This window comes from Streptomyces triticisoli, assembly GCF_003270085.1.
In the GTDB taxonomy this organism is placed as follows: domain Bacteria; phylum Actinomycetota; class Actinomycetes; order Streptomycetales; family Streptomycetaceae; genus Streptomyces; species Streptomyces triticisoli.
This window is the reverse complement of the sequence record NZ_QFDQ01000198.1, coordinates 1-15,002: the sequence shown is the minus strand read 5'-3', so window position 1 is coordinate 15,002 and position 15,002 is coordinate 1. Positions and strand designations below refer to the sequence as shown.

Here is a 15,002-nt window from a genome sequence, read left to right as displayed (position 1 = left end):
CGTCGACTGCACTGCCCCTCGTCGACGCCGCCGTGACCGGCTCCGCACGTCTCTGCGAAACGCACGGAGCCTCCCCCCGGTCGCTGAACCGAAGAGCACCTCAAGTGCTCAGCGGCACTGGTTTCGCTGTCCAGTCGACCGTGACGGGGAATCCGTGACGGACTGCTGCCCGTCACAGCTCAGGGCCGGGACAGCGTCTTTTCACGCGCAGGCGCCGAGGTCCTCCCAGACGCCCCACTCGCCGGTGGTGCCGGGCCTCTCGCCCTGCGTCCACCACTTGGCCTTCCAGTTGTGGTCGTTCAGGGAGACGACGTCGCCGCCGTTGTAGACGGTGCCGGCGTCCCAGGCCGCCGCGGTGCACTTGTCCGGGTCACCGGGGTCGCCAGGGTTGCCGGGGTTGCCCGAACCACCGCCGATGTTCACGTCGACGCAGGCGTAGAACGCGTTGAGGGTGTCGGCGACGTTCCAGACGGCGAGTACCTTCTGCTTGCCGGTGATGCTGCCGAAGTTCACCTGGTGGCTGACGGTCGCGGGCGGTTGGGCGCCGCCGTCGTTGAACTCCGCGACCTTGGTGTTGCCGATGAAGTACTGCCAGGTGCTGGTGGCGTGGCGGGCCGTCAGGCTCCAGGTGAAGGTGGTCGAGCTGCCGACCGGGGTGACTCGCCAGGGCTTGTTGTCGTTGTCGAGCTCCGCGAACTCCGCGTTGCCGCCGCTGCAGCTGCGCAGACCCTTCGGCCCCTCGACGCTCTGCGGTTCGTACTTGATGGGCCCGCAGTCGACGATGCCCTGGGCACACTGAGCCTGTCGGCTCAGCGGTGCGGAGACGTACCCGTGCGCGCTGGCCGTGGCGGCCGGAAGGCTCACCGCGAGGAGGGGGGCCATCCCTGCCCCGATCATGGCAGCCAGTCTTCTCTTCGCGCTCATGTCAGCTCCTTCGCTGTCGAGGCCATCGGTGAGCAGGGACGGTTGCGGTCGGCGCGCCCGTACCGGGCCGCACCGCGGCCTCATCGGGTGGGGGCAAGGTCGAAACACCCACATGACCAGGGGAGATGACTGCGACCCGCGCCCGCTTCGCGCGTTTTCGACCACGAACCGGCAGCCAGGTCGACGTTAAGGTCTAGACCTTTCTAGGTCTAGACCATATCCATCACCCGGGTTCCGTCAAGGGGATCGGGAGTGAAGGAGCGCCGCGCCGGATTCCCCTCTTCATTGACCTGGACATGGCTAGCCGCTCCCCGCTAGCTTCGAGAACTGGTCGAGATCTGATTCCCGCGAGTGCCCTCAACGACGAGGCTCCGCGAGAGCCGCATTCCGCGCTGTCGGCTGCGGCGTCCACCCCCACCTCGCACCCCCACTGAGAATTCACGGGAGTACCCATGCGCAATGGCATGCTCATCAGCCGGTTCGACAACTCGTTACCGAGAGGCAGGGACCACGCCATCGGACTGTTCAGAATGGTGGTGGGGTTCCTGTTCGCCTGCCACGGCGCCGCCACTCTGTTCGACGTGCTCGGCGGCGCGTACGGCGGGGCGCCTGCCTTCGGCGCATGGCCGAGCTGGTGGGCAGCGGTCATCCAACTGGTCGGCGGCACCCTGGTGTTCGCCGGCCTCGGCACCCGCGCCGCTGCCCTGGTCTGCTCGGGCTCCATGGCCTACGCCTACTTCGTGGAGCACCAGTCCAGAGCGCTCTTCCCGATCGAGAACGGCGGTGAGGCAGCCGCCATGTTCTGCTGGTCGTTCCTGCTCATCGCCGCGCTGGGGCCCGGCAGCTGGACGCTGCCCCCGCTGGTCGGCCGCTCCCGGCGGACCGCGGAAGAGCCGGGCCGTGACGGCACCGGGAGTCGGCAGCGCACATACGGGGCATGACTGCCGGCAAGACGCCGGCGCCGGCATCGACACCGCAGAGTGACGGGAGCCGCAACCATGCCCCACATGACCGCCTTCGCCAGGAACCAGTGGTACGTCGCCGCCTACAGTCACGAGGTCGGGCGCGAGGAGTTGCTCGGCCGGACGATCCTCGGGGAGCCGCTCGTCTTCTATCGCCGGGAGGAGGAAGGGACGCCGGTCGCGTTGCACGACCGCTGTGTGCACCGCCGTTTCCCGCTGTCGGAGAGTCGGCTGGACGGGGACCGGATCGTGTGCGGATACCACGGCTTCACGTACGACGCGACCGGTACGTGCGTATACGTGCCCGGGCAGAAGCGGATCCCGCGTACCGCGCGCGTCGCCTCCTACCCGGTCGTCGAGCAGGACTCCCTGGTGTGGGTGTGGATCGGTGACCCGGCGCTCGCCGACCCGCGGGTGATTCCGCGGGCGCGGCACCTCGACTCCCCGGACTGGGTCACCGTGCGGGGCATGGAACCGATCGACGCCGACTACGGGCTCCTCGTCGACAATCTCCTCGACCTCTCCCACGAGACGTATCTGCACGGCGGCTACATCGGCACCCCGGAGGTCGCCGAGACGCCGATCAGCACCGAGGTCGACGAGGGTGCGGGGATCGTCCGGGTCAGTCGGCACATGGACGACGCCGAGTGCCCGCCGTTCTACGCCCGTTCCACCGGCATCGAGGGCCGGATCACCCGCTGGCAGGACATCGAGTACCACGCACCCTGCCTGTACCTGCTGCACAGCCGTATCGCCCCGGTCGGTGTACTGCCCGAGCCGGACGGCAGCGACCCGAATGCCTTCCACGTCGAGATCACCTACGCGATCACCCCGTCGAGCGACGGCAAGGTGTACGACTTCTGGGCGGTGTCCCGGGACTTCGCGCGGGACGACGACGAAGTCACCACGTTCCTGAGGGACTTCAACCACACAGTCGTCATGCAGGACGTCGACGCGCTCAATCTGCTGCAGCGGGCGCTGGACACCGAGCCCGCCGGTTACCAGGAGCTGAGCATCAACATCGACACCGGCGGACTGGCCGCCCGCCGCATCCTCGCCCGGCTGGTCGAGGAGGGCAGCAAACCCGTGGAGAAGGTCCAGTGAGCACACCCACCGGCGAGATCTACCGTGTCGACTGGCTGCCGGGCACCGACCTGCTGCACGGCACCTGCCACTGCGGCGCCGAGCACACCGCCCAGGACCCGGTCGTGATGTGGGAGTGGATGCTCGGCCACCCCGAAGGACACCGGCCGCAAGGAAAGACCCCATGAGCGGGTACGAAGCCGAGCTCGTCGTCGGCCGCCGGGAGCCGGTGGCCGACGGCGTGCTCGCCCTCACCCTGCGCCACCCGCTCGGCAAGCTGCTGCCCGCCTGGGAGCCCGGTGCCCACGTCGACCTCGTCCTCGGCCCGGACCTGGAGCGGCAGTACTCGCTCTGCGGCGACCCGGCGGACCGCACCGCCTGGCGGATCGCGGTACTGCGTGAGCCGGCCGGGCGGGGAGGCTCCGCCCATGTGCACGAGCAGGTGAGCGAGGGCGACAAGGTGCGGGTGCGCGGGCCGCGCAACCACTTCCGCCTGGAGCCTTCCCCGCGCTACCGGTTCGTCGCCGGCGGCATCGGCATCACCCCGATCCTGCCGATGCTGGCCGCCGCCGAGGCGGCAGGCGCCGAGTGGACGCTGCTGTACGGCGGGCGGACCCGCAACTCCATGGCATTCACCGATGAGTTGGTGCGGTACGGGGAGCGGGTGACGCTCGCCCCGCAGGACGAGACCGGACTGCTCGCCCTCGGCTCCGTGCTCGACGGTCTGCCCGACGGCACGCTCGTCTACTGTTGCGGGCCCGGCCCGCTGCTCGACGCGGTGCAGGAGCGGTGCCCGGCCGGGTTGCTGCGTTTCGAGCGATTCCAGGTGATGCCCCGACCGACCGGCGGCGACACCGAGTTCGAGGTGGTCCTCGCGCAGAGCGGGCACACACTCACCGTCCCCGCGGGCGTCTCCGTGCTCGACACCGTGCGCGCAGCCGGCGTCGAGGTGCTGTACTCCTGCACCGAGGGCACCTGCGGCACCTGCGAGACCGACGTACTCGAAGGCACCCCGGACCACCAGGACTCGGTGCTCACCGACGAGGAGCGGGCGGGCGGCGAGACGATGATGATCTGCGTGTCCCGGTGCCGGGGGCGGCGACTCGTCCTTGATCTATGAGTGTTCAACAACGTTGCCGGGCAACGCATTGACCCCATCGGACAGCCGGCTCCAACGTCCCGCTCAGCACAACTGCCTGTCGCAAAACCGTCGTCCACACAGCGTCTGCACAGGGAGAACGATGCGCCGTCTGCTTTCCGGCCTCACGGCCGGCACCCTCCTACTCGCCGCGGCGGCCTGTGGTTCGCCCGACGACTCGGGCACCTCGAACGCGAGCGGGTCGTCCGGCAAGGTCACCACGGTCGAGGTGGGCGTCATCCCCATTCTCGACGTGGCACCCCTCTACCTGGGACAGAAGAAGGGAATCTATGAACAACACGGCCTGAAACTGGCCATGACCACCGCACAGGGCGGTGCGGCCATCGTGCCCGGTGTGGTCAGCGGACAGTTCCAGTTCGGATTCTCCAACATGACCTCGTTGATGATCGCCCAGAGCAATGACGTCCCGGTCAGGGCGGTCGTCAACGGCGTCAACTCCACCGGTGTGCAGGGCAAGGACTTCGGCGCCATCGTGGTGAAGAAGGACAGCCCGATCACGTCGGCGAAGGAGCTGGAGGGCAAGAAGGTCGCCCTCAACACGCTGAAGAACATCAACGAGACGGCGGTGCGCGAGTCCGTGCGCAAGGTCGGCGGCGACCCGGACAAGGTGCACATGGTCGAGCTCGCCTTCGACCAGATGCCGGCCGCTCTCGACCAGGGCCGGATCGACGCGGCGATGGTCGTCGAGCCCGCCCTCGCCACGATCCTCGGCCAGGGCGGCCGCGAGATCGCCTCCTCCCTCGTGGACGTCGCCGAGAACCTCACCGTGGCCATGTACTTCACCTCCGCGCAGTACGAGAAGCAGCACCCGGACGTGGTCGAGAAGTTCCGGGAGGCCACCGCGCAGTCCCTCGCCTACGCGGACGAACACCCGGACGAGGTCCGGCAGATCGTCACCACGTACACCAAGATCCCCACAGATGTGCTGGCGAAGACGACCTTTCCGAAGTGGCCGGCCGAGCCGAACCGCGCCTCGATCGAGGCACTGGCGGAACTCGGCGAACAGGACGGTTTGTTCAAGAAGAAGCCTGACCTCGACACACTGCTGCCGTGAGAGCCTCCCACGCCGCACTCGGCAGCGCCGGGCTTGCGGCCGGCCATGCGGCGGCGGCCGTCGTGGAGGTCGTGCTGGGCACGGTCGGCGGTCCCGTCCGGGAGGCGGGCAGGGCGGCCGTGGTCGAAGTGGTTGCCGTCGGAGAGGGCCAAAGGCAGGCTCACCCCGGCGTCGATGCCGACCTCGCCTCCCTGCGGAACCCCGGCCCGACTTGGAGGGTCTGCACGCGGAAGGCGATGTGCCGGCCGAGGGCCGAGGGCGTCCTCCACCAGCCGCGCGCCAGTGATCCGGCTCTCCTTGCCGGCCCGCTTGCCCACCGGCAGGTCCCTGGCCCACCGGCAGGTCCCTGGCCCACCGGCAGGTCCCTGGCCCAGCGGAAGCCGTCGGCGACCTGAACGCCGGCGGTGCCGGGTCAGGGCTCCGGGGTGGGGACCACGGTGAGGTGGCCGGAGGTGCGCCGGGCGCGGCGGGGTCTGCGCGGGGCCTGGGCGGTGCGGCGGGTTTCGCGCAGGACCAGGGTGAGGCGGGTGTAGCCGAGGTCGCGCAGGGTGGCCGGGGTCTCCTCGATGATGCGGCACTCGGTGGCGCCCCAGCGCGGGTCGGGGTGCAGCAGGGGGCGGACCGCGCCGTCGGACTCCACGGCGGTCTCGCCGACCGCGCGGATCCAGTGCGGCAGACCCTGCCGGTAGGCGGCCTCCATGATGGGGTCCTCGGCGATGTCCTGGCGTATGGCCTGCAGTTCGTGGTCGTGGCCGCAGCGCTCCACGGTCGCGGCGAAGTGGGCCAGCATCGGCAGGCACCAGCGCGACTCGTGCTCGCCGAGGACCGTGCCCGCGTCCGGGTGGAAGAGGACGAAGCGGAGGAAGTTGTCGTCCGGCATGGCCGTCGGATGCGGGCCGACGCCGCGGAAGAGCGACGTGAACGCGCCGTTGGTCAGCACCACGTCCCAGCGGTGGTCGACGACGAGGGAGGGAAAGGAGACGGCCTCCAGGAACCTGGCGTAGTCCCGCAGGTAGGCCTGCGCCTCGGGACGGACGGGGACGGGCCGCGGCGCCGGCCGCTGCCCTCCTGCCTGATATGCCATCGGGAGGTCACCCCTTATGCCTCTGCGGCCTTCACGCGGCGCCTTGATCCTGCGGCTCACCGGCGATCCGTGTCAACTATCGTGGCATTTCATGCCGCTTGACGGCTGAAATTGGCCACAGTTGTGGCGAGACCTGGATGTAGGTTCGAACTACCCGTTACTCTCCGGGAAGTTCACGGCACGTATCTTGTGAGAAGTCCGTGAGGAGTCCGTGAGAGACGTAGGAGATCTGTCGGTGACGGATGGCATCGAGGATCCGGGCGCCACGGCGCCGGCCGTGCTGCCGGCCGTCGTCGCACGCGTCACCGCGCTCGCCGACCGGCTCGGCGTCCCCCAGGCGGAGGTCTTCGACGTCGGCCGCCTGTCCGTGGCCTGCGGCGTGCCGGAGCCCGTGGTCAGGGCCCTGCTGAGCGGCCGGCCCGCGGGCGAGCCGGATGTGCAGGCCCGGTTCCTGCAGCGGCTGGACCTGCTGCGCCGCACCCGGCTCAAGCCCAACGGGCGCCGCTACACCCAGCAGGAGATCGCCGACGGCGCGGGCATGTCGCGGCAGCAGGCGGGCGCGCTGATCAACGGCGACCGGCGCCCGACGATGGAGCACTGCGACGCCATTCAGCGCTTCTTCCGGGTGCACGCCGGGTTCCTCACGGCCGAGGACCCCGAGGCGCTGGCGGGCGCTCTGCAGCGCACCGAGCAGGAGCTGCTCCAACGGCTCGCCGACCGCGAACGGGAAGCGGTCGCGGAGGCCGACGACCCGCTGGAGCGGCTGCTGCAGGACCACGGGGTGCGCGGGATCGCGTGGCGGGCCGCGCAGCTGCCCACCGACCAGCACCGGGACAAGGTCGCCGAGTGGCTGGACATGCTTCTGGAGAGCGTCAAGCGGCCCGAGTCGTGATGCTGGGGAGGGGCATGGGCATCGGCAGGGACATGCGCCGGCTGTGCGCCGAGCTGGTCGACGAGCTGACGTTGCCGGCGCCGGCCCGGCCCGCCGACCTGTACGCCGCGCTGTGCGACGCGATGAGCAGGCGCCGCGGGCGGCCGGTCCGCTTCCGTACGGCGGCCTTCCCGCCCGGGACCGCCAGCGGGCTGTGGCTCGACATGACCGACCAGGACCTGGTCCTGGTCGAGGAACGCACCGCCCCCGACCACCAGTTGGTGATCCTCGGCCATGAGCTGTGGCACATGAAGGCCGGCCACCGCGGCCACCACGTCGACGGTGTCGGCGTCGCCGCCCGCCTGCTCGACGAGGGCGCGGACCTCCAGGCGGCCGTGCGCAGGGCCGCGGCGCGCAGCCGCTTCGACCTGGCCGAGGAGGAGGAAGCCGAGAGCTTCGGCCTCCTGCTGGCCAGCAAGTGCCGTACCTGGCTGGCGGGTTCGTCCCTGCGCGGCCCCGTACAGCGCGACCACCTGGCCGGGCGGATCGAGGCGTCGCTGGGCTATCTGGGGCGGCGGGTGGAGGGGGAGGGCGGCTCGGGCCGGGGGCGCTTGTAGGCGGGTCCTTCCGCGGGCGCGGGGCGTTCGGTGACGTGGGCGCCGGAGGAAGCGGCCGTGCGAAGAGGCGGTCCGGCCGGAAGGCGTCGGGGCCTCCGGGGACACGTCCGGCCTGTGGACGCGGTCCGTTCTCGGGCGGGGCATTCGCAGCCGCGGCTCACCGGGGCAGACGCACCGCCTGACCGCACCTGGCGTTCGGAGACGTGGGCCGTCCCGAGGCCGCCCGCCCGGGGCACGGGTGTTCGGGGACCCGGGGACCCCCTGGGTCCGGCTGCGCCGAGTGGGGGATCCGGTGCCGGGTGCGGGGGGATTGTCAGTGGGGGGCGGCAAGCTGGGAGTGTGCCGCCGCTGTGTGGGCGTGCACGCGCCGTCCGGGAGACCGGGGGCGTGACCGTGTGATGCCGAAACCGGGGAGAGCGACCCATGTCCACCGCCGTACTGACCGACCGTGAACGCACCGCCGTCCAGGCGTACCTGAGGCTCCTGCACACCGTACGCGCCGCCTTCGACGGTCCCCCGGACGGCGTACGGCCCAGGGTGGTGCCGCCCGCCGTGCTCGCCGAGGCGGAACAGGCCCTGGCCGGAGCGGGCCTGGCGGGCAACGAGGACACCTTCTTCCGGCTGCTGCACAGCTGGTGCCCGCGGCCGTGAGTCGGTCGGGGGGTGCGTCGTCCAGGTGGTGCGGGTGTGTGGGGGCCGGGCGCGCGGCTCCCCGCGTCCCCGGGATTCCGCGGGCTCCGGGGCCCGGACCCTGGAGGATGGGCAGTGCGAGGGCGGTGGGGCCTCCACCCTCCGCCCTCGGACGCGACCCGGGCACGGCGTGAAAGGGACAGACGTGAGGCTCACCATCCTCGGCGGCGGCGGATTCCGCGTACCACTCGTCCACGGCGCACTCCTCGCCGATCACGCCGACGGGCGGGTGACGCACGTCGTCCTGCACGACGTGGACGTGGGCCGGCTCGACGCCGTCACCCGGGTGCTGGCCGAGCAGGCCGCCGGGGTGCCGGACGCGCCCGTGGTGCGGGCCACCACCGATCTGGACGAGGCGCTGCGCGGCGCCGACTTCGTGTTCTCCGCGATCCGGGTCGGCGGTCTGGAAGGGCGGGCGCACGACGAGCGGGTGGCACTCGCCGAGGGTGTCCTCGGGCAGGAGACCGTCGGCGCGGGCGGCATCGCCTACGGCCTGCGTACCGTACCCGTCGCCGTCGACATCGCCCGGCGGGTGGCCCGCCTCGCGCCCGACGCCTGGGTCATCAACTTCACCAACCCGGCCGGCCTGGTCACCGAGGCCATGTCCCGCCACCTCGGCGACCGGGTCATCGGCATCTGCGACTCACCGGTCGGTCTGGGCCGTCGCATCGCCCGCGTGCTCGGCGTGGACCCGCGCCGGGCGTGGATCGACTACGCCGGCCTCAACCACCTCGGCTGGGTGCGCGGCCTGCGCGTGGCCGGTCGTGACGAACTCCCGCGCCTGCTCGCCGATCCCGGCCTGCTCGACTCCTTCGAGGAGGGCAGGCTCTTCGGCGCGGAGTGGCTGCGCTCGCTCGGCGCGATCCCCAACGAGTACCTGCACTACTACTACTTCAACCGCGAGGCCGTACACGCCTGTCAGCAGGCGGAGAAGACCCGCGGCGCCTTCCTCCTCGGCCAGCAGGCCCGGTTCTACGAGGAGGCGAGGAGTCCGGGCACCTCCGCGCTGGCGGCCTGGGACCGCACCCGCGCCGAGCGCGAGGCCACCTACATGGCCGAGAACCGCGAGACGGCCGGCGCGGGTGAGCGGGAGGCCGACGACCTCTCGGGCGGCTACGAGAAGGTGGCCCTCGCCCTGATGCGGGCCATCGCCCGCGACGAGCGCACCACACTGATCCTCAACGTCCGCAACCGCGGCACCCTCTCCGCGCTGGACTCCGAGGCCGTCGTCGAGGTGCCCTGCCTCGTCGACGCGAGCGGCGCGCATCCGGTCTCGGCGGGCCCGCTGCCCGGCCATGCCACCGGACTGGTCTGTGCGGTGAAGGCGGTCGAGCGCGAGGTGCTCGCCGCGGCCGAGTCCGGCTCCCGTACGACGGCCGTGAGGGCCTTCGCGCTGCACCCGCTCGTCGACTCGGTGAACGTCGCCCGCCGTCTCGTCGACGGTTACATCGCCGTCCATCCCGGCCTCGCGTACCTGACGTAAGGGGGTGTTCGCGGGGCCGGTCGGTCGCTCCCCCGTTCGGCGACCGACCGCCCCGGTCCCCCGTGTTCCCCCCGTGGCCCCACACTTGAGAGCCGCTGTTCCGGGCCCTGATACACCCCTGGCGGAAAAACCCTCAGAAAAAGGCCGGGGCTTTCAGCGCGGCGTCATCTCCGACTTCGCGTGGGACAGGGTCCCGGTCCGCTGCCGGGGAAGCGACACCGGCCGCAGCGCACGCGGCGCGGACACCCCGGTGTAGTCCTGCCCGAGGAAGGGTGGCGTGATCTCGCCCGGGTCCTCGCCGAGCGCCAACCGCACTGCCGCCCAGGGCGCGTTGATCCCGCACAGCGACAGTTGGTGCAGGCCGCCCGCCGGGCGCGTGTTGACGTCGAGGAGCACCGGGCGGTCGCCGTACATCCGGAACTGGATGTTGGACAGGTAGTGCAGCCCGAACCCCTCAGCGATCCGCCGGGCCGGCTCCAGCCACTGCTCGTGCAGCGTGAAACCGCGGCGGCGGCCGTTCTTCGTACGGCCCACGGCCAGCCGGATCCGGTTGTCCGGCCCGGTCAGGCAGTCGACGGACACCTCCGGCTGCTCCAGGCGCGGCATCACCAGCCAGTCGACCGGCCCGTCCGCCTGCTCCAGCGCCCGCAGGACCAGATCCAGCGGGACCTGGGGGCTCGGGAATCCACTCAGATGGGTGAGTGAGAAAGACGCGCGCGTGATGACGCGGAAGCCCATCCCGCCCGCACCGGACGCCGGCTTGAAACAGGCCACGTGCCCGGTCTCCTCCAACTCCTCGACAGCGGAGAGGAGTTCACCGGCCGTGCGCACCCGCCACCACGGCGGTACCGGCACGCCGATCGACCGGACCGCCTCGTACGCCGTCGCCTTGTCCCCGAAGACCGCCACCGCCTCGGGCGTCGGCGCGAGCAGCGCGGTGCCGAGCGCCGCGAAGTCGGCGCGGTGCGCCACGATCGCGGCCTGGTGCAACCGCGGCACGAACACGTCGATGCCGCGCCGTGCGCACTGGTCGAGCGCGTACTCGACGTACGCGGCCGGGGACAGGCCCTCTGGTTCCGGTTCGGCGGTGTCGGCGGCGGCCGGCACGGGGGAGTCGGGGTCGCCGTGCGTGGCATGGATCTCGACGGCCCGACCGCTGGGATTCCTCCGCAACTGATCCATGAAGAACACGTTCTCCGCGTACGTGCGGTTGAGCCAGACGCGTACGCGAGAGACCATGCGGGCCGCCTTTCGGGTTCGCGGGCAGGGCGAAGCCGACCGAGCCCGGCCAAAGGAGAAGGAGGGACACCGAGCCGCGCTGAGCGAAAGGGAGTTCCGGCGGCGGTGTTGGGGCGATCATACGACCTTCTTCGGCCATGGAGTGCCACGCGGACGTCACGGATCGGCCCGTCCCGTACCCGTGTCCGGAGCACGGATGACGCGCGTCGCCCTTGTCCCGTTGCCGCCCGGTGTGCTCTTGTGGTGCCCATCGTGTGGGCGACCGGGGGCGAGGGGGCACGAGGTGACGGGGAAGGCCGGCGGTGCCGGACAGCTGCTGGCCATCAGCGACCTGCACATCGGCTACAGCGAGAACCGCGCCCTGGTCGAGCGGACGGCACCCGAGACGGACGAGGACTGGCTGCTCGTGGCCGGGGACGTCGCCGAGACCGTCGCCGACATCCACTGGGCCCTGAAAACCCTGGCGAGCCGCTTCCGCAAGGTGATCTGGGCTCCCGGCAACCACGAGCTGTGGACCCACCCGCGCGACACCGTCACCCTGCGCGGCGCCGCCCGCTACGAGCACCTGGTCGAGCTGTGTCGCGAACTGGGCGTTGCGACGCCCGAGGACCCCTACCCGGTCTGGGACGGGCCGGGCGGACCGGTGGCCGTGGCCCCGCTGTTCCTGCTGTACGACTACTCCTTCCTGCCGGCCGGCTGCGCGACCAAGGACGAGGGGCTGGCCTACGCGCACGGCACCGGCGTCGTCTGCAGCGACGAGTACCTGCTGCACCCCGACCCGTACCCGAGCCGCGAGGCCTGGTGCGCGGCCCGGGTCGCCGAGACCGAGCGCCGGCTCGCCGAACTCCCCGCCGGCCTGCCGACCGTGCTCGTCAACCACTACCCGCTCCACCGGCACCCGACGGACGTCCTGTGGTACCCCGAGTTCGCCATGTGGTGCGGCACCCGGCGCACCGCCGACTGGCACCGCCGCTTCCGTGCGACCGCCATGGTCTACGGCCACCTGCACATCCCGCGGACCACCTGGCACGAGGGCGTCCGCTTCGAGGAGGTGTCCGTGGGATATCCCCGCGAGTGGCGCAAGCGCCCGGAACCGCCGGGCAGACTGCGCCGCGTACTCCCCCCGGAGGTGCAGGCCCGGTGATCGAGGAGTTGCTCCCGGACTCGGTGGTGGCGGTGGAGGCGTACGGCGACGACGAGACCGACCATGCCCCGCTGTACCCCGAGGAGCGGGCGGTCGTGGCGCGGGCGGTCGACAAGCGCCGGCGCGAGTTCGCCGGCGTGCGCGCCTGTGCCCGCCGCGCCATGGAGAAGCTCGGTGTGCCGCCGCAGCCCGTCCTGCCCGGTGAGCGGGGGGCCCCGCGCTGGCCGGACGGCCTAACCGGCAGCATGACCCACTGCGACGGCTACCGCGCCGCCGCCCTGGTCCGCACCGCAGACCTGGCCTCCCTCGGCATCGACGCCGAACCCCACGCCCCGCTGCCGGAGGGCGTGCTGTCCACCGTCGCCCTCGCCACCGAGGAACGGCACCTGGCCGATCTGGACGCACGGCACCCGGGCGTGCACTGGGACCGGCTGCTCTTCAGCGCGAAGGAGTCCGTCTACAAGGCCTGGTTCCCGCTCACCGGCGAGTGGCTGGACTTCGCGGAGGCGGACCTCGAGGTCCACACCGCCCCGGGCACCGCGCGGCACGGCGGCTTCCGGGCCCGGCTCCTCGTCCCGGGCCCGATGGTCGGCGGCCGGCGCCTCGGCCACTTCGAGGGGCGCTGGACGGTCGGGCAGGGCCTGGTGGCCACGGCGGTGACGGTTCCGCATCGTCCCCTCTGAGCGATCAGCTGTGTGAACGCATCCCGCTCCACCGAGAGCAGTCCCCGCAAGTCGTTCGCCCGGCCGGCAGCCTCGGTGAGCGGCCCGGACAACACGGAAATCCCCGCCTTCATCAGCTGAACTCCCGTGCCCCGCAAGGACTTTCTTCGCTTTAACTCTTGACGGCTGCCACAGCCGGGGGCACATTGGCGGCGCACCCTCGCGTGAGAGCGCTCTCAAGACCTCCCCGGGCGCCCTCCCGCGAGGCTCTCGCGTACGTGACTCCCCACCCGAGAGGCACCCCCCATGAGTGAACCCTCCAGCGCACCCACAGGCACCCGTCGCAGACGGCGCTCCGCGCGGCGCGCACTCGTCGCCGTCCTCGGCACCCTCGGCCTGGCGGCGGCCGTCGCCACCGCCGCGACCCTGCCCGCGAACGCCTCCGCCCCCACACCCCCGTCCGGCTGGACGCAGGTCTTCCTCGACGAGTTCGACGGCCCCGCCGGGTCCGGCGTCAACACCGCCAACTGGCAGTACGACACTGGGACTTCGTACCCGGGAGGTCCTCCCAACTGGGGTACCGGCGAGATCGAGACGATGACCTCGAGCACCAGCAACGTCTCCCTGGACGGCAACGGCAACCTGCGCATCACCCCGCGCCGGGACGCCTCCGGCAACTGGACCTCCGGCCGTATCGAGACCAAGCGCGCCGACTTCCAGCCCCCGGCCGGCGGCAAGCTGCGGGTGCAGGCCCGCATCCAGATGCCCAACGTCACCGGCGCCGCCGCCAAGGGCTACTGGCCCGCCTTCTGGATGCTGGGCGCGCCCTACCGGGGCAACTACTGGAACTGGCCGGGCATCGGTGAGATCGACATCCTGGAGAACGTCCAGGGCCTCAACACGAACTGGGCGACCCTGCACTGCGGCACCAGCCCGGGCGGACCCTGCAACGAGACCTCGGGCATCGGCGGCTCGACGCCGTGCACCGGCACCACCTGCCAGGCGGGCTTCCACACCTACGCGGTGGAGTGGGACAAGTCGACCAGCCCCGAGGAGATCCGCTTCTACCTCGACGGGCTCAACTTCCACACCGTCAGGGCCAACCAGGTTGACGCGGCGACCTGGACCAACGCCACCAACCACGGCTACTTCGTCATCCTGAACGTGGCGATGGGCGGCGGCTTCCCCGACGCTTTCGGCGGCGGCCCCGACGGCGGCACCGAGCCCGGCCACCCGATGGTCGTGGACTATGTGCAGGTACTCCAGTCCTCCGGCGGTGGGAGCGATCCCACCCCTCCGCCGTCCGGCAACCGCGACGCCTACAACCCCATCCAGGCCGAGTCCTACGACAGCCAGAGCGGCGTGATCACCGAGTCGACCACCGACACCGGCGGCGGCCAGAACATCGGCTCGCTGGCGAACGGCGACTGGGCCCTTTACAAGGGCGTCGACTTCGGCTCCACCCCGGCCAGGCAGTTCTACGCCCGGGTCGCCAGCGGCGCGCCGGGCGGGGTCAGCGGACTGGTCGAGGTACGCCTGGACAGCCGCGGCAACTCCCCCATCGGCAGCTTCGCCGTGGGCAGCACGGGCGGCTGGCAGTCCTGGCGTACGGTCCCCGCGAACATCAGCTCGGTGACCGGAACCCACGATGTCTACCTCACCTTCACCAGCGGCCAGCCGGCGAACTTCGTGAACGTCAACTGGTTCAACTTCGGCCATTGATCGGACATCTGTTCGGCATCTCGGGGCTCCACGCACGCGCGTGGGGCCCCGTTGCCGTGTCGTCTGCATGGTCAGGACCGTTCCGCGGTACTCGCTGGTACGGCTCCGCCCAGGCCCGCGCCGGCCCGGCGGCGACGGTCGAGCGGCCGGTGATCTCCTGCGGCGAGGTCGTACGGCGGCTCGAGGACGAGGTGAACAAGGGAGTGGACACGGAATGACCGACAAGCCCGCCGAGCCCGCCGAGCCGGCGCGCGCCCAGGCCCCCGGCACGCCGGAGCCCGGCCCACCGGGTCCCGGGACCGCGCGGG

At 71.4% G+C, this 15,002-nt stretch carries 16 protein-coding genes; 13 read left to right on the top strand and 3 right to left on the bottom strand.

What is annotated here, in order from left to right; all coding sequences use genetic code 11:
- Nucleotides 1–201: 201 nt before the first annotated feature.
- Nucleotides 202–924, bottom strand: a complete 723-nt coding sequence (locus tag DEP02_RS25310) for a lytic polysaccharide monooxygenase (protein WP_112469999.1) — start codon at nt 922–924, stop codon at nt 202–204.
- A 452-nt stretch (nt 925–1,376) separates the two neighbouring features.
- On the opposite strand from DEP02_RS25310, the gene DEP02_RS25305 reads away from it, so the two are divergent.
- From DEP02_RS25305 to DEP02_RS25290, 5 genes are all read left to right on the top strand, one after another.
- Entirely contained in the window at nt 1,377–1,865 is a 489-nt protein-coding gene (locus DEP02_RS25305) for a DoxX family protein (protein WP_232839269.1), read from the top strand.
- Nucleotides 1,866–1,922: 57 nt separating this feature from the next.
- Nucleotides 1,923–2,990: an aromatic ring-hydroxylating dioxygenase subunit alpha gene (locus tag DEP02_RS25300; RefSeq protein ID WP_112469998.1), complete on the top strand. Its 1,068-nt coding sequence runs from the start codon at nt 1,923–1,925 to the stop codon at nt 2,988–2,990.
- Nucleotides 2,987–3,157: a hypothetical protein gene (locus DEP02_RS34140; protein WP_198668583.1), complete on the top strand. Its 171-nt coding sequence runs from the start codon at nt 2,987–2,989 to the stop codon at nt 3,155–3,157. Before DEP02_RS25300 ends, DEP02_RS34140 begins: the two co-directional genes overlap by 4 nt.
- On the top strand, nt 3,154–4,089 hold the full coding sequence (locus DEP02_RS25295; protein ID WP_112469997.1) for a PDR/VanB family oxidoreductase: 936 nt from the start codon (nt 3,154–3,156) through the stop codon (nt 4,087–4,089). The genes DEP02_RS34140 and DEP02_RS25295 overlap by 4 nt, the downstream gene beginning before the upstream one ends.
- 121 nt (nt 4,090–4,210) lie before the next feature.
- Nucleotides 4,211–5,182, top strand: coding sequence for an ABC transporter substrate-binding protein (locus tag DEP02_RS25290; protein WP_112469996.1), 972 nt, complete (start codon nt 4,211–4,213; stop codon nt 5,180–5,182).
- A 412-nt stretch (nt 5,183–5,594) separates the two neighbouring features.
- Here DEP02_RS25290 and DEP02_RS25280 read toward each other — a convergent pair whose 3' ends face one another.
- On the bottom strand, nt 5,595–6,266 hold the full coding sequence (locus DEP02_RS25280; protein WP_198668582.1) for an MmyB family transcriptional regulator: 672 nt from the start codon (nt 6,264–6,266) through the stop codon (nt 5,595–5,597).
- A gap of 235 nt (nt 6,267–6,501) precedes the next feature.
- On the opposite strand from DEP02_RS25280, the gene DEP02_RS25275 reads away from it, so the two are divergent.
- The 4 genes from DEP02_RS25275 (at nt 6,502) to DEP02_RS25260 (ending at nt 9,927) form a co-directional block, all read left to right on the top strand.
- On the top strand, nt 6,502–7,158 hold the full coding sequence (locus DEP02_RS25275; protein WP_112469994.1) for a helix-turn-helix domain-containing protein: 657 nt from the start codon (nt 6,502–6,504) through the stop codon (nt 7,156–7,158).
- 32 nt (nt 7,159–7,190) lie between these two features.
- Nucleotides 7,191–7,754, top strand: a complete 564-nt coding sequence (locus DEP02_RS25270; protein ID WP_112470010.1) for a toxin-antitoxin system, toxin component — start codon at nt 7,191–7,193, stop codon at nt 7,752–7,754.
- A 423-nt stretch (nt 7,755–8,177) separates the two neighbouring features.
- Nucleotides 8,178–8,405 carry a hypothetical protein gene (locus tag DEP02_RS25265; RefSeq protein ID WP_112469993.1) on the top strand — a complete coding sequence of 76 codons (228 nt, stop codon included), beginning with the start codon at nt 8,178–8,180 and terminating at the stop codon, nt 8,403–8,405.
- A 184-nt stretch (nt 8,406–8,589) separates the two neighbouring features.
- The gene (locus DEP02_RS25260; protein WP_112469992.1) at nt 8,590–9,927 is read left to right on the top strand and encodes a 6-phospho-beta-glucosidase; all 1,338 of its coding nucleotides are present in this window, start codon (nt 8,590–8,592) and stop codon (nt 9,925–9,927) included.
- A gap of 153 nt (nt 9,928–10,080) precedes the next feature.
- On the opposite strand, the gene DEP02_RS25255 is transcribed toward DEP02_RS25260, so the two are convergent.
- Nucleotides 10,081–11,166 (bottom strand): ATP-grasp domain-containing protein, encoded by a 1,086-nt coding sequence (locus DEP02_RS25255; protein WP_112469991.1) that lies wholly within the window; start codon nt 11,164–11,166, stop codon nt 10,081–10,083.
- Nucleotides 11,167–11,449: 283 nt separating this feature from the next.
- Between DEP02_RS25255 and DEP02_RS25250 the strand changes: the two genes are divergently transcribed.
- The 4 genes from DEP02_RS25250 to DEP02_RS25235 all read left to right on the top strand — a co-directional run bounded on the left by DEP02_RS25250 (nt 11,450) and on the right by DEP02_RS25235 (nt 14,912).
- Entirely contained in the window at nt 11,450–12,310 is an 861-nt protein-coding gene (locus DEP02_RS25250; protein WP_112469990.1) for a metallophosphoesterase family protein, read from the top strand.
- The gene (locus DEP02_RS25245; protein WP_112469989.1) at nt 12,307–12,993 is read left to right on the top strand and encodes a 4'-phosphopantetheinyl transferase family protein; all 687 of its coding nucleotides are present in this window, start codon (nt 12,307–12,309) and stop codon (nt 12,991–12,993) included. The genes DEP02_RS25250 and DEP02_RS25245 overlap by 4 nt, the downstream gene beginning before the upstream one ends.
- A 285-nt stretch (nt 12,994–13,278) precedes the next feature.
- Entirely contained in the window at nt 13,279–14,694 is a 1,416-nt protein-coding gene (locus DEP02_RS25240; protein ID WP_112469988.1) for a glycoside hydrolase family 16 protein, read from the top strand.
- A gap of 56 nt (nt 14,695–14,750) precedes the next feature.
- Nucleotides 14,751–14,912: a hypothetical protein gene (locus tag DEP02_RS25235; RefSeq protein ID WP_157977537.1), complete on the top strand. Its 162-nt coding sequence runs from the start codon at nt 14,751–14,753 to the stop codon at nt 14,910–14,912.
- Nucleotides 14,913–15,002 lie beyond the last annotated feature (90 nt).

Excerpts from the sequence above, each read along its gene's own strand:
- DEP02_RS25240 (WP_112469988.1), top strand. The coding sequence starts at position 13,279 with ATGAGTGAACCCTCCAGCGCACCCACAGGCACCCGTCGCAGACGGCGC.
- DEP02_RS25255 (WP_112469991.1), bottom strand. The coding sequence starts at position 11,166 with ATGGTCTCTCGCGTACGCGTCTGGCTCAACCGCACGTACGCGGAGAAC.
- DEP02_RS25270 (WP_112470010.1), top strand. The coding sequence starts at position 7,191 with ATGCGCCGGCTGTGCGCCGAGCTGGTCGACGAGCTGACGTTGCCGGCG.
- DEP02_RS25310 (WP_112469999.1), bottom strand. The coding sequence starts at position 924 with ATGAGCGCGAAGAGAAGACTGGCTGCCATGATCGGGGCAGGGATGGCC.
- DEP02_RS25305 (WP_232839269.1), top strand. The coding sequence starts at position 1,377 with ATGCGCAATGGCATGCTCATCAGCCGGTTCGACAACTCGTTACCGAGA.
- DEP02_RS25295 (WP_112469997.1), top strand. The coding sequence starts at position 3,154 with ATGAGCGGGTACGAAGCCGAGCTCGTCGTCGGCCGCCGGGAGCCGGTG.
- DEP02_RS25265 (WP_112469993.1), top strand. The coding sequence starts at position 8,178 with ATGTCCACCGCCGTACTGACCGACCGTGAACGCACCGCCGTCCAGGCG.
- DEP02_RS25300 (WP_112469998.1), top strand. The coding sequence starts at position 1,923 with ATGCCCCACATGACCGCCTTCGCCAGGAACCAGTGGTACGTCGCCGCC.
- DEP02_RS25280 (WP_198668582.1), bottom strand. The coding sequence starts at position 6,266 with ATGGCATATCAGGCAGGAGGGCAGCGGCCGGCGCCGCGGCCCGTCCCC.
- DEP02_RS25290 (WP_112469996.1), top strand. The coding sequence starts at position 4,211 with ATGCGCCGTCTGCTTTCCGGCCTCACGGCCGGCACCCTCCTACTCGCC.